The organism is Cellulosimicrobium cellulans, from assembly GCF_006539945.1.
GTDB classification, from domain to species: Bacteria; Actinomycetota; Actinomycetes; order Actinomycetales; family Cellulomonadaceae; genus Cellulosimicrobium; species Cellulosimicrobium cellulans.
In genome coordinates this window covers 74,444-98,725 of the sequence record NZ_BJNZ01000013.1, presented here as the reverse complement: position 1 = coordinate 98,725, position 24,282 = coordinate 74,444, and the positions used below count along the sequence as shown (strand labels likewise).

Genomic DNA, 24,282 nt, shown 5'->3' with positions numbered 1-24,282 from the left:
TACAACCCACAGCCTGTGGACAACTATGTGGACGAGGGGTTCCCATGGCACGATCGACCTCAGCATCACCACACCCATGACCTTCTTTCGTCGGCGCACCCCGCCCGGCCCGTCAGCGCGCGCTCGACGGTCGGCTCCGCGCGCCGGCACACACCCTCGACCTGTGAGGAACTGCCCGTGGCCAACCCGGACGAGAACATCGCCGACGTCTGGGCGCAGACCCTGAGCATCCTCGAGGCGAGCCCGGACATCACACCGCGGCAGATCGCCTTCATCCGACTGGCCAAGCCGCTCGCGATCCTCGACGACACGGTGTTCATCGCGGTACCGCACGAGCAGACCCGCACCTACCTCGAGACCCGCGTGCGCGACGAGCTCGTGACGGCGATGTCCTCGTGCCTGGGACGCGACGTCCGGTTCGGCATCACGGTCGACCCGGAGCTCAGCTCGGACCCGGTCGTCGCCCCCGCCTCCCGCCCGGCCGTGGAGCGCCCGTACATCGAGGTGGACGACGGTCTTCCCGACCTCCCGCCCCCTCCCCCACCGCGCCCCCAGGCCGAGCCGAGCCGGCTCAACCCCAAGTACGTCTTCGAGACGTTCGTCATCGGGTCGTCGAACAGGTTCGCGCACGCTGCGGCGGTCGCCGTCGCCGAGGCGCCCGCCAAGGCCTACAACCCGCTGTTCATCTACGGGGACTCGGGCCTCGGCAAGACGCACCTGCTGCACGCGATCGGCCACTACGCGCACAACCTCTACCCGAACGTCCGCGTGCGCTACGTGAACTCCGAGGAGTTCACCAACGACTTCATCAACTCGATCGGTGAGGGCAAGGCGGGAGCGTTCCAGCGCCGCTACCGGGACGTCGACGTCCTCCTCATCGACGACATCCAGTTCCTCCAGGGCAAGGAACAGACGATGGAGGAGTTCTTCCACACGTTCAACGCCCTCCACAACGCCAACAAGCAGGTCGTCATCACGTCCGACCTGCCGCCCAAGCAGCTCAACGGGTTCGAGGACCGGCTCCGCTCCCGGTTCGAGTGGGGCCTCATCACCGACGTCCAGCCGCCGGACCTCGAGACGCGCATCGCGATCCTCCGCAAGAAGGCGTCGAGCGAGCGGCTCGCGGCCCCGGACGACGTGCTCTCCTACATCGGCTCCCGCATCTCGACCAACATCCGCGAGCTCGAGGGCGCGTTGATCCGGGTGACGGCCTTCGCGAACCTCAACCGCCAGCAGGTCGACCTCCCGCTCGCCGAGATCGTCCTCAAGGACCTCATCACCGACGAGGACAGCGCGGAGATCACCCCTGCCGCGATCATCGCGCAGACGGCCGCGTACTTCGGCCTGACGATCGACGACCTCTGCGGGAGCTCACGCTCGCGCGTCCTCGTCACCGCGCGGCAGATCGCCATGTACCTGTGTCGCGAGCTGACCGACCTCTCGCTGCCGAAGATCGGCCAGCAGTTCGGCGGGCGCGACCACACGACGGTCATGCACGCGAACCGCAAGATCACCGAGCAGATGGCGGAACGACGGTCCACCTACAACCAGGTCACCGAGCTGACGAGCAGGATCAAGCAGCAGCACCGGGGCTGAGGCGCGTCGCCGTGGGCACGCCCACGCACACCGCCGGGGAGGTCCTGTCCGGTCGTACGACCCGCCGCCTCCCCACGCCTCGCACTCTCCGCACGGGAGCCTGCTCGGTTCCTGCACGACCGCACCCTCCCCGTGACGCGCCCGCGGCGTCGGGTCTCGACACGGTCGACTCGTCCAGCCGCGCCGGTCCTCGGTCCACACCGCGCTCCCGCCGTCGGTCCACGCCGGGCTCCCTCGCGAGCCGAACCGTGTCACGCTTCCGCACCAGCTTCCCCGCCCACCCAGATGCCCGTGCGGCGACGACCGGTACGTCCGACGCATCGTCCGGCGACGTCCACCTCCGCCTCGTCCACACTGATCCACAGAGATGCCCACCGGAGTGCATCATCCTGTGGATACAGCCCTCGCGAATGTCTCGACGCAGCCTGGTGACCTCGGAAGAGCGCTTCGTACACAGCGTGTGGGTCGAGTTGTCCACAGTCATCCACAGGAGATCTGTGGGTTGTGACATGCGCGTGATCTGGGGAGCCACGTTCGACCACAGCCCCCAGCGGCTCTCCACAAACCGCGGAGTGTCGAGCGTTTATCCCGGAGGGGCTGTGGAAACGGTGCGTCGTGCACAGTCTGTGGACGGCACTCAGGGCCGCCTGCTGTGCACGCTTCTGTGGATAACTGTGGACGACCAGCCCTGCGGTGTGGACGACGAGGTGCCTGACGGTGGACGACGTGTGGGGACAGATCGGCTGCCCACAGGCCGTGCGACTTTCCCACAGCGAGACCACGGGTTCGTCCACACGCGTTTTTGCCCTCTGACCTGCACCGACACCGGTTTTCCACGCATTCCACAACCCCGATGACGACGACGAAGGTTTGATCAAGGGGGAATTCCACACGCCTTCATCAGGCTCCGGAGGCCGAACCGCGCCACCTGCTCCGACCACGATCCCGCACCGGCCGCCGACCAGCCACCGGCGTGCCGACGGCAGGCTCAGGCCTACCGGCCGACGCCCACGGCGACGTCGGTGCACAGGACCGTCCCCAGGCACGTCGTTCCAGTTCCTCACGCCCTGCTCCTCGCGTAGGGTTCATGCACGACACGTGTGCGCGGACCCGCGACCCGAGCTCCTCGCGTCCCCCGTCACAGGCTCTCGCCCGGACGGCCAGGACGTCGCTCAGCCCGACGACGAGCCGTGCGCTGGGGCGCAGCCGGACGGCACATGTGAAGATCGAGTCCGATCAGGACGTTGGGACGAGAGGGTGTGGGATGAAGTTCCGGGTTGAGCGTGATGTCCTGGCCGACGCGGTAACCTGGACGGCGCGGACCCTGCCGACCCGCCCGCCCGCCCCGGTGCTCGCCGGTGTGCGGCTCGAGGCCGACGCGTCCGGGACGATCGGCCTGTCGAGCTTCGACTACGAGGTCTCGGCCCGCTCGGAGATCCCCGCGGAGGTGAGCGAGCCCGGCACGGTGCTGGTGTCCGGTCGTCTGCTCGCCGAGATCTCCCGCGCGCTCCCGGCGAAGCCGGTGGACGTCGTCCTCGAGGGCAACAAGGTCACCGTGACCTGCGGCGCGAGCCGCTTCACGCTCCTCACCATGCCGGTGGACGAGTACCCCGCCCTGCCCGCCATGCCCGAGCTCTCCGGGACGGTCTCCGGCGACGAGCTGACGAACGCCGTCGCGCAGGTCACGGTGGCGGCGAGCCGCGACGACACCCTCCCCCTGCTCACCGGGGTCCGGGTCGAGATCGAGGGCGAGAAGATCACCCTCCTCGCGACGGACCGCTACCGCCTGGCGCTCCGCGAGCTCACGTGGACCCCCGTCACCCCCAGCTACTCGGCGGTCGCGCTCGTCCGTGCCCGCACCCTCAACGACGTGGCCAAGTCGCTCGGCAGCTCGGGTCTCGTGAACGTCGGCCTGAACACCGGGGCCGGGGTCGACCTCATCGGCTTCGAGGCGGGCGGCCGCCACACCACGTCGCAGCTCGTCGACGGGGACTACCCCGCCGTGCGCCGGTTGTTCCCCGACGAGACCCCGATCCACGCGGTCGTCCCCACGGCTCCGCTCATCGACGCGGCCAAGCGCGTGTCGCTCGTCGCGGAGCGCAACACCCCGATCCGGCTGTCGTTCACCGACGGGCAGGTCGTGCTCGACGCGGGCCAGGGCGACGACGCGCAGGCGTCCGAGGCGCTGGAGGCCGTGCTCGTGGGCGAGGACATCTCGGTGGCCTTCAACCCGCAGTTCCTCCTCGACGGTCTCGGGGCCCTCGGGACGGACTTCGTGCGCCTGAGCTTCACGCACCCGAACAAGCCCGTGGAGTTCACGGGGCAGGACTCCCTGGACGGCGAGGACTCGTCGCACTACCGCTACCTGCTCGTGCCGATCCGTTTCGCGGGCTGACCCGCGAGGATCGTTCTCGCACCACCGCCTCGACCGCATCACCGCACCCCGGAGGACTCGCATGGTCACGCGCATCGGACTCGTCGGCCTCGGCAAGATGGGCAACAACATGCGGGCGCGTGTCCGCGCGGCCGGCATCGAGGTCGTCGGCTACGACCCTCGCCCGGAGGTCTCCGACGTCGCGAGCCTCGCCGACCTCGTCGCGGCCCTGCCCGACGACGGTCCGCGCATCGTGTGGGTCATGGTGCCCGCGGGCGAGCCGACGCGTGGCGTGGTGACCGAGCTCGGCGCCCTGCTCGGCGCGGGCGACGTCGTCATCGAGGGCGGCAACTCGTACTACGCGGAGGACCAGGCACGCGCCGCCGAGCTGGCCGAGAAGGGCGTGGGCTACCTCGACGTCGGCGTCTCGGGCGGGGTCTGGGGCCTGGAGAACGGCTACGGCCTCATGGTCGGCGGCGACCCGGTCCATGTCGAGGCCGCCATGCCCGTCTTCGACGCGCTGCGGCCCGACGGCCCGCGCGAGGAGGGTTTCGTCCATGCCGGCGAGGTCGGCGCCGGCCACTTCGCCAAGATGGTCCACAACGGCATCGAGTACGGCCTCATGCAGGCGTACGCGGAGGGCTACGAGCTCCTCGCCGCGAAGAGCGGGCTCGTCAAGGACGTGCACGGCACGATGAAGGCCTGGACGCGCGGCACGGTCGTGCGGTCCTGGCTCCTCGACCTGTTCGTCAAGGCGCTCGAGGAGGACCCCCAGCTCGCCGAGATCGACGACTGGGTCGACGACTCCGGCGAGGGTCGCTGGACGGTCGACGAGGCCATCGACAACGCTGTTCCGCTGCCCGTCATCTCGGCTGCGCTCTTCGCGCGCTTCGCCTCCCGCCAGGAGCAGTCGCCGGCGCTCAAGGCCGTCGCGGCGCTGCGCCAGCAGTTCGGCGGGCACGCCGTCAAGGCCGCCGGCCCGGCCTCCCCGGGGGCCGGACCGCTCGAGCCCCCGGCCTGACCGGGGCGTCCGTCCGCCTCGTCCCCGACCTCTCGCTGAACCGATGTACGTCTCGCACCTGTCCCTCGTCGACTTCCGGTCCTACGAGTCCGTCGACGTCGAGCTCGTCCCGGGCGTGAACGCCCTCGTCGGGCAGAACGGCCAGGGCAAGACCAACCTCGTCGAGGCGATCGGGTACGTGGCGACGCTCGCGAGCCACCGGGTCGCGGGGGACGCGGCGCTCGTCCGCGCCGGCGCCGCACGCGCCGTCGTCCGGACGCGGGTCGTCCGGGGCGACCGGGCGAGCACGGTCGAGCTGGAGATCGCCTCCGGCCGCGCGAACCGCGCCCGCATCAACCGGTCGCCCGCGCAGCGGCCGCGCGACGTCCTCGGCATCGTGCGTACGGTCCTCTTCGCGCCGGAGGACCTCGCCCTGGTCAAGGGCGACCCGGACGGTCGCCGACGGTTCCTCGACCAGCTCGCGGTCCTCCTGGTCCCGCGGGTGGCCGCGCTCCTGGCGGACTACGAGCGGGTGCTGCGCCAGCGGGGAGCGCTCCTCAAGTCCGCGACCGCGCTCCGGGGTCGTGGCCGCGGGACCCGCCGTCCCGCGGCCGCGGAGCCGCCGCCGGACGACGACGCGACTGAGGGCGCATCGTCACCCCTCGCGACGCTCGAGGTCTGGGACGCGCGGCTCGCGAGCCTCGGCGCCGAGATCACGGCCTTGCGCCGCCAGCTCGTGGCGGCCCTCACGCCGTACGTCGCGGAGGCGTACGAGCAGGTGAGCGCCGGGCAGGGTGAGGCGCGGATCGCGTACCGCTCGTCGGTCGACGAGGCGCTCGACCCGGAGGCGGCCGAAGATGCTGCCCCGACGCTGGGTGAGACGGTCCCCGGCGGCGACGGTCCGATGCCGGCCCTTCCCGACACAGCGACGCTCGAGAAGCGCATGCTGGATGCCATGCGGGTGGTGCGGGCGAAGGAGGTCGAGCGCGGGGTGAACCTCGTCGGGCCGCACCGCGACGACGTCGTGCTCACCCTGGGCGGCCTGCCGGCGAAGGGGTACGCGAGCCACGGCGAGTCGTGGTCGTTCGCCCTCGCGCTGCGCCTCGCGTCGTACCGCCTCCTCAAGGACGGGGCGCCGGAGGGGCTCGACTCCCTCCTGTGGGCCGACCAGTGGGGTCCCGACGGCGAGCCCGTCCTCGTGCTCGACGACGTGTTCGCCGAGCTCGACGTCCGGCGGCGCGAGCGGCTGGCCGAGCTCGTCGCGGACGCCGGCCAGGTCATCATCACCGCGGCCGTGCCCGACGACGTCCCCGCCCTCCTGGACGGGGCGCGGTTCGCCGTCCACGACGGGACGGTGACCCGTGTCGAACCGTGACGGATCGCGCGGCGCCGCGTCGTCCCACGCCGCCGGCTCACCCGGGGAGCGTGAGAAGACGACGGCCTCGCCAGGCGGCCCGGCGTCGACGCGCCCGACCGCCGAGGACAGGGACGAGGTGGAGCCTCGGGCGACGGGAGTGCCCGTCGGGGACGTCGTGGAGCTGACGCCACCGGCGGAGGTGGCACGGCAGGCGCTCAACCGGGCGAAGGCGGCGGCCCGGGCGAAGGGACTGCGGCCGGGGCAGGAGCCTCGCCGCCGCATCCTGGCCGACCCGCCCACGTCGGGCGCCCGACCGGGCGGTCGCGACCCGCAGCTCCTGGGCGACGTCGTCGCGCACCTGCTGCGGGAGCGCGACTGGGTCGCCGACGTGTCGGTGGGCGGTGTCGTCGGGCGGTGGCGCGAGGTGGTCGGCGACCAGGTGGCGGACCACTGCGAGCCGGAGACGTTCGAGGACAAGGTCCTCGTGGTACGGGCGGACTCGACCGCGTGGGCGACGCAGGTGCGTCTGCTCGCACCGCAGCTCCTCGAGCGGCTCGCGCGCGAGGTCGGCGAGGGCGTCGTGGAGACGGTCACGGTCCTCGGGCCGGCGGGGCCGAGCTTCCGGCGCGGCAAGAAGTCGGTCCGCGGGCCCGGCCCGCGCGACACCTGGGGCTGAGGGCCCGGCGGCGCCGGCCGCGTCGACCACGGGCGCACCAGCGGTGGTGCCGACAGACGACGAGGCCCGCCGTGACCGGGTCACGGCGGGCCTCGCGGGTGGTGACCGGGGCGCTGGTCACCACGTCATGGGGTCAGGACTGCACGCGGCGGCGCAGCCAGAACACCAGCGCGCCGCCACCGACGAGCAGCGCCGCGAACGCCGCGGCGCCGGCGACGGTCGCACCGGTCGTGGCGAGCTCGGGGCCGCTCGCCTCCGTGGGTGCGGGGACGTCCTCGGCCGCGACGGGTGCGACCGGCGGGTTCGCGCAGGCGCTGGTCGCCGGCGGGTAGGAGACGACCGTCGAGTACGCGGGGTTCACCTCGAAGAGCACCTCGACGCCGTCACGGGTCCAGGCGTAGTTGCCCTCGGTCTCGGTGTACGACCCGTCCTCGTTGCGGACGAACCCGGGCCACTGCTTCGGCTCCTGTGCCGAGGCTCCGGGCCACAGGATCGTCCCGTTCAACGGCTGGCCCTCCACGACGTAGTCCTCCCCACCGTTCGGGTGCAGGAACGTGATCGTCAGCGGGTTCTCGTCGTCGACCGTGATCCCCTCGGGCAGGGCCACCTCGTAGCCGAGGTAGGGCACGTCACCCTCGCAGACCGCCTCGATCGCGCCCGGGACGAGCGCGCAAGCCTCCTCGGACGGCAGCAGGTCCGCGACCGGGAACAGCGCGCTGCGGCCGTCCTCGGCGACGACGTAGCCGAGCTCGGCCGTCTCCGCCGAGAACTCCACGGTGGCGTCCTTCGGCTCAGCGACGACACCCTCGGCCGTGACGGTGTAGCGGAACTCCTCGGACTCGGCCGGGACGTTCTCCTCCGTCAGCTCGGTACCGCACACCTCGACCGCGGAGGGGACGACCGGCGTCGCGGGGGCGACGACCTCCTCGTCGACCGGCTCGGGGGTGTCGCACGCGCCCTCGGGGAAGAGGTCGGCGAGGTCCTGGTGGTCCCACGCGATCAACGTGCCGTCGGGGAACTCGCCGAGGTGCTTGCCGTCGGGCGAGTAGCGGATGTCCGTCGGCAGGTCGTCGATCCCGCCGGGCAGGTCCACGAGGTCCTGCTGCACGGCCCAGGCGGTGCACAGGTCCTCGGTGGTCACGTCGGGCTCGATGGTCCGGGCGACCTCGCGGACGGCCTCCAGGTCCAGGGGCGCGACGAGCCACGTCTTGTCCCAGGGCTTCTCGGGCACCGCGACCTCGTCGCTCGTGACGATCTTCTGCGGTCCCGAGTTCTCCCAGGCTGCGGGCCGCTCGGTGTCGAGCTTGGGGTAGACGTAGACGCCGACCTGGACGGGGCTCTCCTCCTCGGGAGTCTCGCAGGCGGTCGTGGAGCCCTTCCAGGACTTGTCGTACTTGTCGTCGTCCGAGGCGTCGACGGCGACGCTCCAGGTGTGGTCCTGGGTCGGGTCCAGCTCGTAGGTCTTCTTGAAGTGCCCGTCGAAGCTCCGGGGCTCGAGCGTCGTGCCGTCGACGACGACGGTCAGGCCGTTCCCGGGCGCGTAGGCCCAGAGGTCGACCTTCAGGCTCTGGCAGTCGGCGACGGGGCCGCCGCTGTGAGCGGAGGCGGGGGCCGCGGTGGCCACGAGCAGGCCACCGAGTGCGAGCGCTGTCGTCGCAACGCTCGCGAGGAGTCTCTTCACGAGGTGAGGGTCCCTTCCGGGGGTGAGGCCGCCCGCACGCGGATCACTCCTGCGCGGACGACGCGCGAATCATGATGGTGTGTGGTATTAGACCACTTTCCACGTGAAATGCCGATTCCCGACTTGTCCCGAAGGAAGCGTTCCCACGCAGCGGCCACCCACCGCCGCGCGGGTGGATGCGACACCCGTCCGGAGGCGGCCCCCCGACCGGTGGACAACGCCTGTGGACAACTGTGTGGAGGAGTCTCGACGACGACGCGCGGATCACGTCGTGAAAGCCCGGGACGCCGTCCCCAGGAGGGCCACAATCCGCGGAATTCGGCTCGTGGCGGGTAGACTGGGGAGGTCATTCCGGGTCTGTTCACCACCCGCGCGCGCAGCCCTTCCGAGGAGGCGCGGCCGGCCGTCCGCGGCCGACCGTCCGTCATCGCGGAGGAGGCGACGCCGACCGTGGTGCGGGCCCGGAACCCTTGAGCAGCGGCGACCGCTTCCGCACGAACGCGGGCGCAGCATGCACGACGACGAGGAGCAGTCCTGCCCGTGGCAGACCACACCGACACCGCCATCTCCGACCCGACGGCGTCCGCGGAGGCGGCACCCTCGGCGGGCGGCGGCTACGACGCGAGCAACATCACCGTCCTCGAGGGCCTCGAGGCGGTCCGCAAGCGTCCGGGCATGTACATCGGCTCGACGGGTGAGCGAGGCCTCCACCACCTTGTGTACGAGGTTGTGGATAACTCTGTGGACGAGGCTCTCGCCGGCCACGCGGACACGATCGACGTGACGCTCCTCGCCGACGGTGGGGTGCGCGTCGTCGACAACGGGCGCGGCATCCCCGTCGCGATCCACCCCACCGAGGGCCGGCCCACGGTCGAGGTCGTCATGACGATCCTCCACGCGGGCGGCAAGTTCGGCGGTGGCGGGTACGCCGTCTCGGGCGGTCTGCACGGCGTCGGCATCTCCGTCGTCAACGCGCTCTCGTCCCGCGTGGTCACCGAGGTCCAGCGTGACGGCTACGCCTGGCGCCAGGAGTTCGCCGACGGCGGCAAGCCCGTGGGCGAGCTGCACCGCGGCGAGGCGACGCAGGCGACGGGCACGACGCAGACGTTCTGGGCCGACCCGGCCATCTTCGAGACCACCGAGTACGACTTCGAGACCCTGCGCGCGCGGTTCCAGCAGTACGCGTTCCTCAACAAGGGCCTGCGGATCACGCTCACCGACGAGCGCCCTGCGCACCTCGACACCGGGGACGAGGTCACGGGCGAGGCCGAGGACGGTACGCCCGCGAGCGGCGACGCGACGTCGTCGGGCACGTCGACCGCAGCGCGCACGGTGAGCTACAAGTACGACGGCGGCCTCATCGACTACGTGAAGCACCTCAACGGCGCCAAGAAGGTCGAGCTCGTCCACCCCGACGTCATCGACATCGAGTCGGAGGACACCGAGCGGCGCATCTCCGTCGAGATCGCGATGCAGTGGACCAGCGCCTACTCGGAGTCCGTCCACACGTTCGCCAACACGATCTCCACGACCGAGGGCGGCACGCACGAGGAGGGCTTCCGCGCGGCGATGACCTCGCTGGTCAACCGCTACGCGCGCGACAAGGGCATCCTCAAGGACAAGGACGAGAACCTCACGGGCGACGACATCCGCGAGGGGCTGACCGCGGTCATCTCCGTCAAGCTGGGCGAGCCGCAGTTCGAGGGGCAGACGAAGACGAAGCTCGGCAACACCGAGGCGAAGACGTTCGTCCAGCGCGTCGTCAACGAGCGTCTCAACGACTGGTTCGACTCGCACCCGAACGAGGCCCGCGACGTCCTGCGCAAGGCGATCCAGGCGTCGCAGGCCCGCCTCGCCGCGCGCAAGGCGCGCGAGGCGACGCGCCGCAAGGGCCTGCTGGAGTCCGGGGGCATGCCCGGCAAGCTGCGCGACTGCCAGTCGAACCGCGCCGAGGAGTGCGAGATCTTCATCGTCGAGGGTGACTCGGCCGGCGGCTCGGCCGTCCGCGGCCGCAACCCGCGGACGCAGGCGATCCTCCCGATCCGCGGCAAGATCCTCAACGTCGAGCGCGCGCGCCTCGACCGGGCCCTGTCCAACCAGGAGGTCCAGTCGATCATCACGGCGTTCGGCACGGGCATCGGCGAGGACTTCGACCTCACCAAGCTGCGGTACCACAAGATCGTCCTCATGGCCGACGCGGACGTCGACGGCCAGCACATCGCGACCCTCCTGCTCACGCTGCTCTTCCGGTACATGCGCCCCCTCATCGAGAACGGGCACGTCTACCTCGCGCAGCCGCCGCTGTACCGGCTCAAGTGGTCGAACGCCCCGCACGACTACGTCTACTCGGACAAGGAGCGCGACGCGTTCCTCGCGTCCGGGCAGGCCGCCGGCAAGCGGATCCCCAAGGAGAACGGGATCCAGCGCTACAAGGGTCTGGGCGAGATGGACTACTCGGAGCTGTGGGACACGACCATGGACCCCGAGCACCGCACGCTCAACCAGGTCACCCTGGACGACGCCGCCGCCGCGGACGAGATCTTCTCCGTCCTCATGGGCGAGGACGTCGAGTCCCGCCGCAGCTTCATCCAGCGGAACGCGAAGGACGTGCGGTTCCTTGACATCTGACCAGCCGGCGCCCGCCCCGCGCGGGCGACCGGCCCGCGAACGCGCCCCGGCGGCGCGGACCGCGGCAGACGACGAGCGCAGCGAGCACGCAGGAACGAACGAACGAGGTAGACCGTGACCGACGAGCAGAACCCCGAGACCGAGCCCACGGCTCCCGGCGACGGGGCCGAGGAGATCGTGCACGCCGACGGTACGGCGGTCGCCGTGCACCACGGGCGCATCGAGCAGGTCGACCTCCAGCTCGAGATGCAGCGGTCGTACCTCGACTACGCGATGAGCGTCATCGTCGGGCGAGCGCTGCCGGACGTGCGTGACGGCCTCAAGCCCGTGCACCGCCGCGTGCTGTACGCGATGTACGACGGCGGCTACCGGCCGGACCGGTCGTACTCCAAGTGCTCGCGCGTCGTCGGCGACGTCATGGGCAAGTTCCACCCGCACGGCGACAGCGCGATCTACGACGCGCTCGTCCGCCTCGTGCAGGACTGGTCGCTGCGCTACCCGCTCGTCGCCGGCCAGGGGAACTTCGGCTCGCCCGGCAACGACCCGGCGGCGGCCCCGCGGTACACCGAGTGCCGCATGGCTCCCATCGCCATGGAGATGGTCCGGGACATCGACAAGGACACCGTCGACTTCCAGGACAACTACGACGGCCGCACGCAGGAGCCGGCGGTCCTGCCGTCGCGGTTCCCGAACCTGCTGGTCAACGGCTCGGCGGGCATCGCCGTCGGGATGGCGACGAACATCCCGCCGCACAACCTGCGCGAGGTCGCCGAGGGCGTCCAGTGGCACCTGGACCACCCCGAGGCGAGCCGCGAGGAGCTCCTCGCGGCGCTCCTGCTGCGCATCAAGGGCCCGGACTTCCCGACCGGCGCGACGATCCTCGGCCACAAGGGCATCGAGGAGGCGTACCGGACGGGCCGCGGCTCGATCACGATGCGCGCGGTGGTCAACGTCGAGGAGATCCAGGGCCGCGTGTGCCTGGTCGTCACCGAGCTCCCCTACCAGGTGAACCCGGACAACCTCGCGGCCAAGATCGCCGACCTCGTCAAGGACGGACGCGTCCAGGGAATCGCCGACATCCGCGACGAGACGTCGGGCCGCACGGGCCAGCGCCTCGTGATCGTGCTCAAGCGCGACGCCGTGGCGAAGGTCGTGCTCAACAACCTCTACAAGCACACCCAGCTCCAGGACACGTTCGGCGCGAACATGCTCGCGCTGGTCGACGGCGTACCGCGCACGCTGAGCCTCGACGCGTTCGTCCGCCACTGGACGACCCACCAGCTCGACGTCGTCGTGCGTCGCACGCGCTACCTGCTCGCCGAGGCCGAGCGCAGCATCCACATCCTGCGTGGCTACCTCAAGGCGCTCGACGCGCTCGACGAGGTCATCGCGCTCATCCGGCGCTCCCCCGACGTCGAGGTGGCGCGCACGGGCCTCATGGAGCTGCTGGGCGTGGACGAGGTCCAGGCGACGGCGATCCTCAACCTCCAGCTCCGCCGTCTGGCCGCGCTGGAGCGGCAGAAGATCCTCGACGAGCACGACGAGCTCGAGCGCAAGATCCTCGACTACGAGGACATCCTCGCCAAGCCGGACCGCCAGCGGACGATCGTCGGCGAGGAGATGGGCGAGATCGTCGCCAAGTACGGCGACGAGCGGCGCACGACGATCCTCCCGTTCGACGGCGAGGTCTCGATCGAGGACCTCATCGCCGAGGAGGAGATGGTCGTCACGATCACGCGCGGCGGCTACGTGAAGCGCACCCGCAGCGACAACTATCGCGCGCAGAAGCGCGGCGGCAAGGGCGTGCGCGGCGCGCAGCTGCGCGAGGACGACATCGTCGACCACTTCTTCGTGACGACGACGCACCACTGGCTGCTGTTCTTCACGAACCTCGGGCGGGTCTACCGGGCCAAGGCGTACGAGCTCCCCGAGGGCGGTCGCGACGCCAAGGGCCAGCACGTGGCCAACCTGCTCGCGTTCCAGCCCGGCGAGAAGATCGCGCAGGTGCTCGACCTGCGTGACTACGACGCCGCGGAGTACCTGGTCCTGGCGACGCGCCGCGGCCTCGTCAAGAAGACGCGGCTGTCCGAGTACGACTCGCCGCGATCGGGCGGGCTCATCGCGATCAACCTGCGCGAGGACGAGTCGGGCACGCCGGACGAGCTCGTCGCGGCGCTCCTCGTGGACGCCGACGACGACCTCATCCTCGTCTCGCGCAAGGGTCAGTCGATCCGCTTCCCCGCGGGCGACGACACGATGCGACCGCTGGGCCGCGCGACGTCGGGCGTGACGGGCATGAAGTTCCGCGAGGGCGACGAGCTCCTCTCGGCGGACGTGGTCGAGGAGGGCTCGGACCTCTTCGTCGTGACCGAGGGCGGTTTCGCCAAGCGCACGCGGATCGACGAGTACCGGGTCCAGGGGCGTGGCGGTCTGGGCATCAAGGTCGCGAACCTGGTGGAGGCTCGTGGAGATCTCGTGGGGGCTCTGGTGACAGAGGCCGACGACGAGGTGCTGGTGATCATGGAACGCGGGAAGATCGTGCGGTCCGCGGTCGACGAGGTGAACCTCACGGGCCGCAACACGCAGGGGGTGACGTTCGCGAAGCCCGACAAGGGTGACCGCATCATCGCGGTCGCGCGGAACGTCGAGCGTCGCCTCGGAGAGGATCGGGATACCGTGGAGGGCGAGGACGGGACCGGCACGGCCCCGGTCGGCACCGACACGAGCAGCGCACCGATCGTCGACCCGACCGCCTCGTCCGACGGGGCGAGCGGGACCGAGCCGGCCCCCGGAACCACCGAGGAAACCAGATGAGCAGCGAGAACAACGCACCGCCGACGATCACGCCCCGGCTGACCGTGCCGCGTCCGGACACGGACACGACCTCGCGCACGAGCGCGTCCACGGCGAGCAAGCACGCGGAGTCGAACGGCGCGTCGAACGGTTCGGCGTCGGGCGCCGTCCCCCCGCCGCCGCCTCCGCCGCCCCCGGGTCGGTCGGAGGGCCAGGCCGCCCCGGAGCGCGGGGTCGACGACGACGGGATGGAGCGCGCGTCCGGCGAGAGCCGTGTCGCGGTCGCCCGCGCGGGTGCCGTGAAGGCTGCCGCTGCGGCCATCGCCGCGGCGAAGACCGCGGCGAAGAAGGTCTCCGCCGCGGTCCCCGCCGCGCCGGCGGAGTCCGACCCTCAGCAGCCCGGTCACGACGAGATCGACGACGAGACGGTGAGGCGCGTGCCCACGACCACCTCGGCGGCTCCTGCCGCGACGAGCTCCCCGGCGGCGGCCTCGCTGCACTACTCCGCGGCCGGCGTGTCCGGCTCCGCGACCCCGCTCACCGGTGCCACGCCCGCAGCGGGCCCGGCGACGGGCGCGACGCCCACGGTCCGGCACGACGGCGGCCCGCGTCGCGTCCGGCTCGCGGTCTCGCGCATCGACCCCTGGTCCGCGATGAAGCTCGGCTTCCTGCTGGCGGTCGCGATCGGCATCATGACCGTCGTCGCGACGGCCGTCGTCTGGTACGTGCTCGACGGGATGATGGTCTTCGCGAAGATCGAGGACCTGTTCACGCAGATCGTCGGCACCGAGACCGACGTGGACATCCAGCAGTACGTCGCGTTCGGCCGCGTGATCTCCATCGCCACGCTGCTGGGCGTCGTGAACGTGGTGATCATCACCGCGCTGTCGACGATCATGGCGTTCCTGTACAACATCGTCGCCGCGCTCGTGGGTGGCGTGCACCTCACGCTCACGGACGACTGACCCAGCACGGCTCCCGGACCGGGGGTCACGGACCCCCTCGGTTTGGGTCTGCGGCTTCCGGTGGGGTAACCTCAATCGCTGCCTGCGAGCGGAGCGGCCCCCCCGGGGCTGTCCGGCGAGGGCGCGTACGGGCCTATAGCTCAGACGGTTAGAGCGCTTCCCTGATAAGGAAGAGGTCAGAGGTTCAAGTCCTCTTAGGCCCACTGCCGAACCCACTCGAGGGGGAACGTCATGAAGAAGCTTCTCGTCCTGCTCCTCGCCGCCGGCGCCGGATATCTCCTGTGGCGCAAGTACACGGAGGACAACGCCGAGCGTGACCTCTGGGCAGAGGTCACCGACACCTTCGAGTGAGCACGTCTCACTCCTGACCGGCCCCGGCCGCGTCACCCGGGGCCATGGCGCAATTGGTAGCGCACCTGCTTTGCAAGCAGGGGGTTGGGGGTTCGAGTCCCCCTGGCTCCACCACCGAAGGGCCTCCGACGTCTGCCGTCGGGGGTCCTTCGTGCTGTCCGAGGACGGCCGCCCGGAGCTCTCCCGAGCGCGGCGCGCGAGGGTGCCGCGTCGAGCGTGCGGCTACGCTCGCTCCTACTCCGCCGGTGGAGGTGGGGAGGGGGGCGAGGACGTGACCCAGGCGCAGCCTCGACGGACTCCGCGCTGGATCGTGCTGGGCTTCCTCCTGGCCAGCTTCGCGTGGGCGCCGATCATTGCGATGTCGTCCACCGAGCCACCGACGCCTCTGGGCACGGCGGCCTTCGTCGGCCTCCTGGTCCTCCTCGGCCTCGCGCTGCTGCTCGTCCTTCTCGACGCCGTCGCTCCCGCCCCGGACCGGGCGTCGCGGAGGTGGAAGGTCGCCGGGCTGATCGCGCTCACCCTGGCGCTCTGGGCCCCGACGTTCTCGTGGGCCGAGCCGGGTGACGAGCCCTGGGCGTGGCTCGCGGGATTCGTCGTCGCCGCCTCCGGCCTGGCCGGCTGGCGCATCGGCGTCGTGGCGGCCGTCGTCCTGGGTGGTGCTGCCGCGGCAGGCGGCGCCGTCTTCGACGGCGCGCCCCTCCCCGGCGTCGTCACGACCTTCGGCGTCGCCCTCACCGTCTGGGCGATGTGCCAGGCGTTGGTGTGGTTGCACCGGCTGTGGTGGTCCGCGCAGGACGGACGGGAGGCGCAGGCACGCCTCGCGGTGGCCGAGGAACGGTTGCGCGTCGGCCGAGAGCTGCACGACGTGCTCGGACGACGCCTCGCCGTGATCGCGCTCAAGGCCGAGCGCGCCGCCGACCTGGCCGCGCGAGACCCCGCGGCGGCCGCGGGCGAGAGCCGGAGCATCCGCGACCTCGCGGCCGGCGCGCTCCGAGAGGCCCGGCGCACCATCCACGGAGAGGCCGTCACGGATCTCCCGTCACAGCTGCGATCGGCGGACCTGGTGCTCCGCTCGGCAGGGGTCACGCCGACGGTCGTCGTCGATCCGCAGACGCTCTCGACCGTGCCGCCGACGCTCGCCGGGCTCTTCGCGACGGTCGTCCGAGAGGCCGTCACGAACGTCCTGCGGCACAGCGACGCCCGCACTGCGTCGATCCGCGTCGTGGTGCAGGGGCCGGTGACGACGCTGAGCGTGGAGAACGACGGGGTCCGCACCGCAGCGGCGCCCGACCCGGCCGGCGGGACCGGTCTGGCAGCCCTCGCGGCACGGGCCGGTGCCGTCGGTGCGGAGCTCGTCGCGGGCCCGGACGGCGACGACCGCTTCGTGGTGCGGGTGAGACACTCGACGCCGTCGGGGAGGGTGTGATGAGCGAACGGATCCGGGTGCTCCTCGCCGAGGACGACGAGCTGATCCGGGAGGCCCTGGTCGGGCTCCTGGAGCGGGAGCCGGACGTGGACGTCGTCGCCACCGCTCGCGACGGCCGCGAGGCGATCGATCGAGCACTGCTCCACGCGCCCGACGTCGCCGTCGTCGACCTGCACATGCCGGGGGTGGACGGGCTCGGCGTCATCGGGGAGCTGGCGCGGGCGCTCCCGGGATGCGCGGGCGTGATCCTCACCGGACACGGCCACCCGCGCGTGCTGCGCGAGGCGCTCGCCTCGGGGGCGCGGGGGTTCCTCGCGAAGGGGGCGCCGGGCACGGCGCTGGCGGACGTCGTCCGGCGGGTCCACGAGGGGCAGCGCTACGTCGATCCCGTCCTGGCCGCGGACGCTCTGACCGTGGCCCCGTCGCCGCTGACCGTCCGGGAGACCGCCGTGCTGGCGGCCGCGCAGCAGGACCGTGCCGTCCGCGACGTGGCTCGAGAGCTGTTCCTCTCGCCGGCGACGGTGCGCAACTACCTGGCGTCGGTCAGCCGCAAGCTCGGGGCGGACAACAGGTCCCAGGCGTACCGCATCGCCCGCGAGAACGGCTGGGTCTGACGAGCACTCGGTGAGCATGCGCACGGGCGTCCCGTGCGGGATTCACGGGTCCGTCGGGCGAGGCCCCGGCCCAGACTCACGACCATGGACACACAGCAGCCTCGTCTCGATCCCGCACAGCACGCCGGCACGCACCGCGACCACGGTGCGGGCCGCCATCTGCTGGAGCGCTGGCCGTCCGTCGTCGGACTGCTCGCTCTTCTCCTCAACGTCACGAACGGCGCCGACGCGCACGTGACCGCGATGATCATCGTCATCGCCTCGGCGTGCTACCTCGCGACCAGCGCGATCGGTCCGCGGCGCAGCGGCTGGATCGTGGTCGGGGGCGCGGTCGTCACCGTCATGCTCGCGCGCGTGACGGGGCTCGACCCCACCGTGGCGGTGCTCGTCCTGGGGGCGGCGTTCGCGGTGCTCGGCCTCCTCCGGGGTGCCGACGTCGACCGCCGCGAGCTGGGCATCCAGGTCCTGGGGTTCCTGGGCTTCAGCGCCCTCGCGCTCACGGCCATGATGGTGGGCCCCGTCCCCGCTCTCTACCTCGCGGCGCTGGCCGCCGTCGGGCACGCCGCGTGGGACCTCGTCCACGTCGTCAGGGACCGGGTCGTGCCGCGCTCCCTCGCGGAGGCGTGCTTCGTGCTCGACCTCGGCCTCGGCGCCGCGATGCTGTGGCTCGCCGCGGTCGCACCGGCGTAGCGGCGAGACGTCACGAAGCGCACCGACGGCGCGCTCGTCGTCCGGTCCGGCAACCTGGTCGGCGGCCCGGCCGCCGGGCCGTCAGCGGAACGACGAAGGGCCCCACCGCGCGGTGGGGCCCTTCGCGTGCGCGCTCTCGGCGCGCCGTCCTGAGAGGTCAGACGTCGTCGGCCTTCTTGGCGGCGTCCTCCGCTGCGGCCTCGGCCGCCTCGCGCGCCTTCTTGCCGGCGTCGCCGAGGTCGTCCTTCGCGTCCGCGGCGGCGTCCTTGGCGGACGAGGCCGTGCTGCGGGTCGTGCTGCGCGCGCGGCTGGTGGCCTTCTTGGCAGCGTCCTTGGCGTCGCTGACGCGGTCGCTGACGTCGTCGCGGACCTCCGCGGCGCGCTCGGCGAGCTTGTCGGTCGCCTCGCGGCCCTTCGCCACGGCGACGCCCGCGGCCTCGCCCAGCGACTCGGCAGCGTCCGCGACGGCGTGCCGGGCGTCGCCGACCACGTCGTCGAAATGGACCTGCTGCTCCTCCTGCTCCCACGGCTCGGCCCAGGGGTCGGTCGTGGGCTGGGCACGGCGGTAGAGGACGTAGCCGACGCCCGCGGCGGTGACGCCGCCGGCGATCCACCAGAGGGTGCGGCCCTTGCCCTTCGAGGCGTCGGCCTCCGCGGCCTTCGCCGCTGCCTTGTCGGCCGCCGCGGCGAGCTTGGCCGCGGCCTTCTCCGCCGCCTTGTCCGCGTGCTTCGAGGCCTTCTTGCCCGCCTTGCCCGCGGCCTTCTGCGCCTGCTTCGCGGCCTCGGCGGCTGCCTTCTGCGCCTGCTTGGCGAGCTTGCGCCCCTTCCGGCCGGTCGCCGCCGCCGCGGCGGCGGTTGCCGCGGCGGTCGCCTCGGCCGCGTTGTCCGCCGCGCGCTGGGCGGAGTCGGCGGCGCTGGCGGCAGCGGCGTTGAAGCTCGCGACGATCTTCGGCAGCACGTCGTCGACGAGCTTGTCGTGCGCGGTGTCGATGGCGGGCGCGGCCTTGCCCGCGGCCTTCTCGACGCGCGGCGCGGCGGCCTGGATGCTGTCCTGCCACGCCTTCTCGACGCGCGGCTGGAGCCATTCGAGGAACGCCTCGACCTTGGGCGTCCCCCACTCCTTGGCCTGCACCGCTGCGTCCTTCGCCTGGTCGGCGAGCTGGCTGGCGGCATTCTGCGCGGTCGCGGCGGCCTGTGCGGCCTGGTCCTTGAGCTTCTCGGTGTCGATCGACTCGAGCGTGTCCTTGACGGAGTCGCTCGCTGAGCGAGAACGGGTCATGCGTGCTCCCCGGGGTCGTCGTCCGACGGGACGAAAGGGCGGATGCGATGGGCGTTTCCGACCACTCTGCCACCACCGTGCCCGACCCGCGAGACATCGCGTCGGACGGGTCGCGCGCGGGTCTCGTGGGAGGATGGTGCCCATGTTCGCAACCCTCCACACGACCGCAGGTGACATCCGGATCGAGCTCCTGCCGAACCACGCCCCGAAGACGGTGGCGAACTTCGTCGGGCTCGCGAAGGGCACCACGACGTGGTCCGACCCCCGCACCGGCGCAGAGCGCACCGAGCCGTTCTACGACGGCCTGATCTTCCACCGCGTGATCCAGGACTTCATGATCCAGGGCGGCTGCCCGCTGGGCACCGGGACGGGCGGTCCCGGCTACACGTTCAACGACGAGATCCACCCCGAGCTCCAGTTCGACCGCCCCTACCTCCTGGCGATGGCGAACGCGGGCGTGCGCCGCAACCCGGTCACGGGCGAGGCCGAGGGCACCAACGGGTCGCAGTTCTTCGTCTCGACGGTGCCGACCCCGTGGCTCAACGGCAAGCACACGATCTTCGGCGAGGTCGCGGACGACGAGTCCCGCGCGGTCGTCGACGCGATCAACGCCACGCCGACGCGTCCCGGCGACCGTCCCCAGGAGGACATCGTCATCACGTCGGTCACCATCGAGGACTGACCATCTCGACCACACCTCCCGGGCCCCCCGGCCCGCCCGCGTACGGGACGGCCGGACCGCACGACGGTCCTGCCGTCCCGCCCGTGTGCCCGCGGCACCCGGACCGGGTGTCGTACGTACGCTGCCAGCGCTGCGGTCGCCCCGCGTGCCCGGAGTGCCAGCGCCCGGCCGCGGTCGGCGTGCAGTGCGTCGACTGCGTGCGCGAGGCGGCCCGGCAGGCGCCGACGCAGCGCAGCGCGCTCGGCGGCACGGTCCGCGGCGGCCCGCCGGTCGTGACGTTCACGATCATCGGTCTGTGCGTCGTGAGCTGGATCCTCCAGCTCGTCACCGGCGGCGAGTGGACGCGGCTGTGGTGGTTCGCACCGGTCATCGGCGAGGACGAGCCGTACCGCTTCCTCACGTCGGCGTTCCTGCACTCCACGAGCCCCGTCCACATCCTCTTCAACATGTACGCGCTGTGGGTCACGGGGCCGTTCCTCGAGCAGATGCTCGGCCGCTGGCACTTCGTCGCGCTCTACCTGTTGTCGGCGGTCGGCGGCTCGGTCGGCTACCTCGTCCTCGCGGGCGGTCCGGCGTCGGAGGGGTGGTACCAGCCCGTGGTCGGTGCCTCGGGCGCCGTGTTCGGGCTCTTCGGGGCCATCCTGCTCGTGCTGCGGCGCACCGGTCGTAACGCGATGCAGATCGTCGTGCTCATCGGCATCAACTTCGCGATCGGTCTCTTCTTCACCGGCATCGCGTGGCAGGCGCACCTCGGTGGGCTCGTCGTCGGCCTCGCCCTCGGGGCCGCGTACGCGTACGCGCCGAAGGAACGCCGCACCCTGGTGTCCGTGGGCGCGACGGCGGCCGTCGCGGTCGCGCTCGTCGCGGCAGCGTGGCTGACCTATGCCTCGGCAGCCCAGGTCGGGACTCTCGTCGGCTGATCCCGGACGATCGCCCGGGAGAGTTATCCCCAGGGTTACTCACAGGTGTGGAACTACGCCGGTGTCATTCCCTGCCCCACGGGTCGCTCGGCGCGCCGCGCGCCGCGAGGCGCGCGGCCGCCGTCGGACCGCCTACTTCCAGCGTGTGGTGAGCGCGAAGCCCGCGATGATGAACGCGAAGCCCACGCCGAGGTTCCAGGCGCCGAGCGCCGGGATCGGGAGCTGCGCGGACCCGCTGAGGTAGAACAGCACGATCCACGCCAGCCCGAGCAGCATGAGCCCGAGCATCGTGGGCACGAGCCAGCGCGGGTTGCCCGACTCGGGCTTGGGCACGCTCGGCGGACGCTGCGGCTTGGGCTTCTTGCGCGACTTCGACTCGGGCACGAGGGTGGGCTCCTGTCCTGGTGGGGTCCGCTGCGGGCGGCGTCGGGACGCACCGCGGGAGCGGACGCCTGCCGTCGTCGTGCAGGAACCGTGCATGGCTCGGGCGAAGGTCGTCGACGCGCCGCGAGGCTCCGTAGGAGCACGGGTCCGTCACGATCGTGGACGACGTTCGTCGACTAGCGTAGTGGGCGCACACAATAGGCACGGACACCGCGCGCGGGCAACGGCACTGTCGCGGTGACGACGACCTGACAGACGCACGGCAGTGACACCCCGGAGAGACGGCCGACGACCTCGTCCGCCCAGGAAGGAGACGGTCGCGTGAGCAGCACCGACCCCGCCTCCGCGACGCCCGACGAGCCCGCCGAGGCGGTCGCGGGCGGTCCCGCGCCGTCGCCGGCCGCACCTGCTGTGCCGCCGCGCTCCCGCAGGGTCCGGTCCGCCGTGACCGTCGCGCTCGTCCTCGCGCTCGCCGGCGTGATGTTCACGGCGAACGCCCGCCTCGCCCGGGGCGACGACTCGCGTCACCCCGAGAACCTCGCCCAGCTCGTCGACCGCGAGTCGGACCGCGTGGCCGACCTCTCGGCCCAGGTCGACGCTCTCACGGAGGAGATCGCGGGACTGTCGCAGACCGGCGACGTGCCGGCCGGCGTCGACCCCGACCTCGCGTCGCGCACCGCGGTCGCGGCGGGCACGACGCCGGTCAGTGGCACGGGCCTGTCCGTCTCGCTCGACGACGCACCCCCGGAGGGCAACTACCCGCCGCAGATCCGTCCGGACGACCTGGTCGTGCACCAGCAGGACATCCAGTCCGTCGTCAACGCCCTGTGGGCCGGCGGCGCGGAGGCGATGACGCTCCAGGGTCAGCGCGTCACCGCGACGTCGGCGTTCCGCTGCGCGGGCAACATCCTCCTGCTGCACGGCCGCGTGTACTCGCCGCCCTACGTCGTGGAGGCCGTGGGCGACCCCGACGCGCTGCGCGACGCCCTGGAGCGCTCGCCCGGCGTGCAGGTGTACCAGGAGTACGTCGACGCCGTGAACCTGGGCTGGTCGGTCGAGGACAAGTCGGACCTCGAGCTCCCCGGCTACGAGGGCGCGCTCGAGCTCCGCTACGCCCGGCCCTCCGGCGCGGTGGCGTCGTGACGGCCACCGCTCCCGCGCCGGTGCGGCACGCCGGCCGCCGCGCCTCGGGGCGTGGTCCGGTGTCCGCGGTCGTGGGCGTCGTCGGGGAGCTGCTCATCACGCTGGGCATCCTGCTGGGGCTGTACGTGGTGTGGCAGCTGTGGTGGACGGACGTGCAGGCCGACCGCGTGCAGGCGCAGGTCCTGGAGGAGATGGACGCGCCCACGCCGGACCCCGCGGACGTCGCGACGGCTGTGCGCCGCGACGAGCCGCCCGTCATGGAGGCGCCCGCGCTGGGCGAGGTGTGGGGAACGCTCTACGTGCCGCGCTGGGACGGCAAGATGATGCCGATCGCCGAGGGGACGGACAAGCGCTCGATCCTCGACCAGGGCCAGGCGGGGCACTACCCGGAGACCGTCATGCCGGGCGCCATCGGCAACTTCTCGCTCGCGGGGCACCGGCAGACGTACGGCAAGATCTTCCACGACGTGGAGGAGCTCGAGATCGGTGACCCGATCGTCGTGGAGGCCGGCGGGGTCTGGTACGTGTACCGCGTGGACCACATGCAGGCCGTGAAGCCCGACCAGGTGGAGGCCGTGGCGCCCGTCCCGTGGCAGCCCGGCGTCGAGCCGACGGAGCGGTACCTCACCCTGACGACGTGCCACCCGATCGGGCTGAACTCGCTCGTGGCGCGGTTCATCGTCAACGCGAAGCTGGACTACTGGATGCCCGTCGAGGACGGCACGCCGCCCGACCTGGTCGGCCAGGCGGCACCTGCGGCCGAAGGGAGCGCGTGATGTACGGGGCGCTGTGGCGCGTGCTGCCCGGCCCGGCATGGGTCCGGGTGCTGATCCTGCTCGTCCTCGCGGCCGCCGTGGTGCTCGCGTGCTTCGAGTGGCTGTTCCCGCTCGTGTCCGAGTACATGCCGTTCAACGACCCCAACATCCAGACCGACGCCGCCGGCGCAGTGTCCGTGGAGGCCCCGCGATGACCCACCAGACCCGCATCCTCGTCGTGGACAACTACGACTCGTTCGTCTACACGATCGTCGGCTACCTCGACCAGCTCGGCGCGGAGACCGTCGTCGTGCGCAACGACGCCGTGCCCGAGCCCGACGCCGAGGGTCGGTTCCACGACGTCGACGGCACCGTGTTCGACGGCGTCCTCGTCTCCCCCGGGCCTGGCACCCCCAAGGAGGCGGGCCAGAGCGAGCAGGTCATCCGCGCGTGCGCCTCCTCGCGGACGCCGATGCTCGGCGTGTGCCTGGGTCACCAGGCGCTCGCCGAGGTGTACGGCGCGACGGTCACGCACGCGCCCGAGCTCATGCACGGCAAGACGAGCCTCGTCGAGCACGAGGGCGAGGGCGTCCTGGCCGGGCTCCCCGCCCCGTTCACCGCGACGCGCTACCACTCGCTCGCCGTCGTGAGCGACACCGTGCCCGCCGAGCTCGAGGTGACCGCGTCGACCTCCGGCGGCGTCATCATGGGCCTCCAGCACAAGGACCTGCCCCTGCACGGCGTCCAGTTCCACCCCGAGTCCGTGCTCACCGAGGGCGGCCACCGCCTGCTCGCGAACTGGCTCGAGGCGTGCGGGCTCGACGGCGCCGTCGAGCGTTCGGCAGGCATGGCGCCGCTCGTCCGGCAGTAGCCCGGCCAGACCCGGCGGCGCCTTCCGGGCGCAGGCCGCTGCCCTGCCGCCACCGGTGCGGCCGCCGCCTCTGCCAGCACGGCGAACGGGCCCCCCT

Annotated in this window: 21 protein-coding genes and 2 tRNA genes; 20 read left to right on the top strand and 3 right to left on the bottom strand. The window is 71.9% G+C overall.

Annotated elements, in window-relative coordinates:
* The first annotated feature begins 177 nt into the window (after positions 1–177).
* From dnaA to CCE02nite_RS11580, 5 genes are all read left to right on the top strand, one after another.
* Complete coding sequence (gene dnaA / locus CCE02nite_RS11600; RefSeq protein WP_141389783.1) at positions 178–1,596, top strand: chromosomal replication initiator protein DnaA; 1,419 nt, start codon at positions 178–180, stop codon at positions 1,594–1,596.
* Positions 1,597–2,860: 1,264 nt separating this feature from the next.
* Entirely contained in the window at positions 2,861–3,991 is a 1,131-nt protein-coding gene (dnaN, locus tag CCE02nite_RS11595; RefSeq protein ID WP_141389782.1) for a DNA polymerase III subunit beta, read from the top strand.
* A gap of 61 nt (positions 3,992–4,052) precedes the next feature.
* The gene (gene gnd, locus CCE02nite_RS11590; RefSeq protein WP_141389781.1) at positions 4,053–4,991 is read left to right on the top strand and encodes a phosphogluconate dehydrogenase (NAD(+)-dependent, decarboxylating); all 939 of its coding nucleotides are present in this window, start codon (positions 4,053–4,055) and stop codon (positions 4,989–4,991) included.
* 43 nt (positions 4,992–5,034) lie between these two features.
* Positions 5,035–6,345 carry a DNA replication/repair protein RecF gene (recF, locus tag CCE02nite_RS11585; RefSeq protein ID WP_141389780.1) on the top strand — a complete coding sequence of 437 codons (1,311 nt, stop codon included), beginning with the start codon at positions 5,035–5,037 and terminating at the stop codon, positions 6,343–6,345.
* A 118-nt stretch (positions 6,346–6,463) separates the two neighbouring features.
* The gene (locus CCE02nite_RS11580; RefSeq protein WP_255318818.1) at positions 6,464–7,003 is read left to right on the top strand and encodes a DciA family protein; all 540 of its coding nucleotides are present in this window, start codon (positions 6,464–6,466) and stop codon (positions 7,001–7,003) included.
* A 133-nt stretch (positions 7,004–7,136) separates the two neighbouring features.
* Here CCE02nite_RS11580 and CCE02nite_RS11575 read toward each other — a convergent pair whose 3' ends face one another.
* Complete coding sequence (locus CCE02nite_RS11575) at positions 7,137–8,684, bottom strand: hypothetical protein (RefSeq protein WP_141389779.1); 1,548 nt, start codon at positions 8,682–8,684, stop codon at positions 7,137–7,139.
* A 564-nt stretch (positions 8,685–9,248) separates the two neighbouring features.
* Between CCE02nite_RS11575 and gyrB the strand changes: the two genes are divergently transcribed.
* The 9 genes from gyrB to CCE02nite_RS11535 all read left to right on the top strand — a co-directional run bounded on the left by gyrB (position 9,249) and on the right by CCE02nite_RS11535 (position 18,151).
* Positions 9,249–11,312, top strand: a complete 2,064-nt coding sequence (gene gyrB, locus CCE02nite_RS11570) for a DNA topoisomerase (ATP-hydrolyzing) subunit B (RefSeq protein WP_255318821.1) — start codon at positions 9,249–9,251, stop codon at positions 11,310–11,312.
* 174 nt (positions 11,313–11,486) lie between these two features.
* Positions 11,487–14,126, top strand: coding sequence for a DNA gyrase subunit A (gene gyrA, locus CCE02nite_RS11565; protein WP_255318820.1), 2,640 nt, complete (start codon positions 11,487–11,489; stop codon positions 14,124–14,126).
* Entirely contained in the window at positions 14,123–15,070 is a 948-nt protein-coding gene (locus CCE02nite_RS11560; RefSeq protein ID WP_141389776.1) for a DUF3566 domain-containing protein, read from the top strand. Before gyrA ends, CCE02nite_RS11560 begins: the two co-directional genes overlap by 4 nt.
* Before the next feature lie 129 nt (positions 15,071–15,199).
* Positions 15,200–15,273, top strand: a tRNA-Ile gene (locus tag CCE02nite_RS11555).
* Between the two features lie 28 nt (positions 15,274–15,301).
* Positions 15,302–15,421, top strand: coding sequence for a DLW-39 family protein (locus tag CCE02nite_RS20765; protein WP_208863433.1), 120 nt, complete (start codon positions 15,302–15,304; stop codon positions 15,419–15,421).
* Positions 15,422–15,459: 38 nt separating this feature from the next.
* Positions 15,460–15,535: transfer RNA gene (locus tag CCE02nite_RS11550), tRNA-Ala, on the top strand.
* A gap of 157 nt (positions 15,536–15,692) precedes the next feature.
* Complete coding sequence (locus CCE02nite_RS11545) at positions 15,693–16,847, top strand: sensor histidine kinase (protein WP_141389775.1); 1,155 nt, start codon at positions 15,693–15,695, stop codon at positions 16,845–16,847.
* Complete coding sequence (locus CCE02nite_RS11540; RefSeq protein WP_141389774.1) at positions 16,847–17,461, top strand: response regulator transcription factor; 615 nt, start codon at positions 16,847–16,849, stop codon at positions 17,459–17,461. The genes CCE02nite_RS11545 and CCE02nite_RS11540 overlap by 1 nt, the downstream gene beginning before the upstream one ends.
* A gap of 84 nt (positions 17,462–17,545) precedes the next feature.
* Complete coding sequence (locus CCE02nite_RS11535; protein WP_255318817.1) at positions 17,546–18,151, top strand: hypothetical protein; 606 nt, start codon at positions 17,546–17,548, stop codon at positions 18,149–18,151.
* 157 nt (positions 18,152–18,308) lie between these two features.
* Here the strand turns inward: CCE02nite_RS11535 and CCE02nite_RS11530 are convergent, their stop codons facing one another.
* A complete protein-coding gene (locus tag CCE02nite_RS11530; RefSeq protein WP_141389773.1) occupies positions 18,309–19,430 on the bottom strand; it encodes a hypothetical protein in 1,122 nt (373 codons plus the stop codon).
* Between the two features lie 142 nt (positions 19,431–19,572).
* On the opposite strand from CCE02nite_RS11530, the gene CCE02nite_RS11525 reads away from it, so the two are divergent.
* Together CCE02nite_RS11525 and CCE02nite_RS11520 are read left to right on the top strand one after the other, a co-directional pair.
* Complete coding sequence (locus CCE02nite_RS11525) at positions 19,573–20,112, top strand: peptidylprolyl isomerase (RefSeq protein WP_141389772.1); 540 nt, start codon at positions 19,573–19,575, stop codon at positions 20,110–20,112.
* Between the two features lie 179 nt (positions 20,113–20,291).
* Complete coding sequence (locus tag CCE02nite_RS11520; RefSeq protein WP_308463695.1) at positions 20,292–21,032, top strand: rhomboid family intramembrane serine protease; 741 nt, start codon at positions 20,292–20,294, stop codon at positions 21,030–21,032.
* Between the two features lie 132 nt (positions 21,033–21,164).
* Here the strand turns inward: CCE02nite_RS11520 and CCE02nite_RS11515 are convergent, their stop codons facing one another.
* On the bottom strand, positions 21,165–21,416 hold the full coding sequence (locus tag CCE02nite_RS11515; RefSeq protein ID WP_141389771.1) for a cell division protein CrgA: 252 nt from the start codon (positions 21,414–21,416) through the stop codon (positions 21,165–21,167).
* Between the two features lie 321 nt (positions 21,417–21,737).
* Between CCE02nite_RS11515 and CCE02nite_RS11510 the strand changes: the two genes are divergently transcribed.
* Genes CCE02nite_RS11510 through CCE02nite_RS11495 form a run of 4 tightly spaced genes read left to right on the top strand, consistent with a single transcriptional unit; the run spans position 21,738 to position 24,185 of the window.
* Positions 21,738–22,559, top strand: a complete 822-nt coding sequence (locus tag CCE02nite_RS11510) for a DUF881 domain-containing protein (protein WP_255318815.1) — start codon at positions 21,738–21,740, stop codon at positions 22,557–22,559.
* Positions 22,556–23,335 (top strand): class E sortase, encoded by a 780-nt coding sequence (locus tag CCE02nite_RS11505; protein ID WP_237841021.1) that lies wholly within the window; start codon positions 22,556–22,558, stop codon positions 23,333–23,335. The genes CCE02nite_RS11510 and CCE02nite_RS11505 overlap by 4 nt, the downstream gene beginning before the upstream one ends.
* Positions 23,335–23,529: a hypothetical protein gene (locus CCE02nite_RS11500; RefSeq protein ID WP_087470438.1), complete on the top strand. Its 195-nt coding sequence runs from the start codon at positions 23,335–23,337 to the stop codon at positions 23,527–23,529. Before CCE02nite_RS11505 ends, CCE02nite_RS11500 begins: the two co-directional genes overlap by 1 nt.
* Positions 23,526–24,185 (top strand): aminodeoxychorismate/anthranilate synthase component II, encoded by a 660-nt coding sequence (locus tag CCE02nite_RS11495; protein ID WP_141389770.1) that lies wholly within the window; start codon positions 23,526–23,528, stop codon positions 24,183–24,185. The genes CCE02nite_RS11500 and CCE02nite_RS11495 overlap by 4 nt, the downstream gene beginning before the upstream one ends.
* The last annotated feature ends 97 nt before the right edge of the window (positions 24,186–24,282 follow it).

Coding starts and splice junctions, on each gene's coding strand:
- gnd (WP_141389781.1), top strand. CDS start 4,053: ATGGTCACGCGCATCGGACTCGTCGGCCTCGGCAAGATGGGCAACAAC.
- dnaN (WP_141389782.1), top strand. CDS start 2,861: ATGAAGTTCCGGGTTGAGCGTGATGTCCTGGCCGACGCGGTAACCTGG.
- CCE02nite_RS11535 (WP_255318817.1), top strand. CDS start 17,546: ATGGACACACAGCAGCCTCGTCTCGATCCCGCACAGCACGCCGGCACG.
- CCE02nite_RS11495 (WP_141389770.1), top strand. CDS start 23,526: ATGACCCACCAGACCCGCATCCTCGTCGTGGACAACTACGACTCGTTC.
- CCE02nite_RS20765 (WP_208863433.1), top strand. CDS start 15,302: ATGAAGAAGCTTCTCGTCCTGCTCCTCGCCGCCGGCGCCGGATATCTC.
- CCE02nite_RS11530 (WP_141389773.1), bottom strand. CDS start 19,430: ATGACCCGTTCTCGCTCAGCGAGCGACTCCGTCAAGGACACGCTCGAG.
- CCE02nite_RS11500 (WP_087470438.1), top strand. CDS start 23,335: ATGTACGGGGCGCTGTGGCGCGTGCTGCCCGGCCCGGCATGGGTCCGG.
- CCE02nite_RS11560 (WP_141389776.1), top strand. CDS start 14,123: ATGAGCAGCGAGAACAACGCACCGCCGACGATCACGCCCCGGCTGACC.
- CCE02nite_RS11525 (WP_141389772.1), top strand. CDS start 19,573: ATGTTCGCAACCCTCCACACGACCGCAGGTGACATCCGGATCGAGCTC.
- CCE02nite_RS11540 (WP_141389774.1), top strand. CDS start 16,847: ATGAGCGAACGGATCCGGGTGCTCCTCGCCGAGGACGACGAGCTGATC.
- recF (WP_141389780.1), top strand. CDS start 5,035: ATGTACGTCTCGCACCTGTCCCTCGTCGACTTCCGGTCCTACGAGTCC.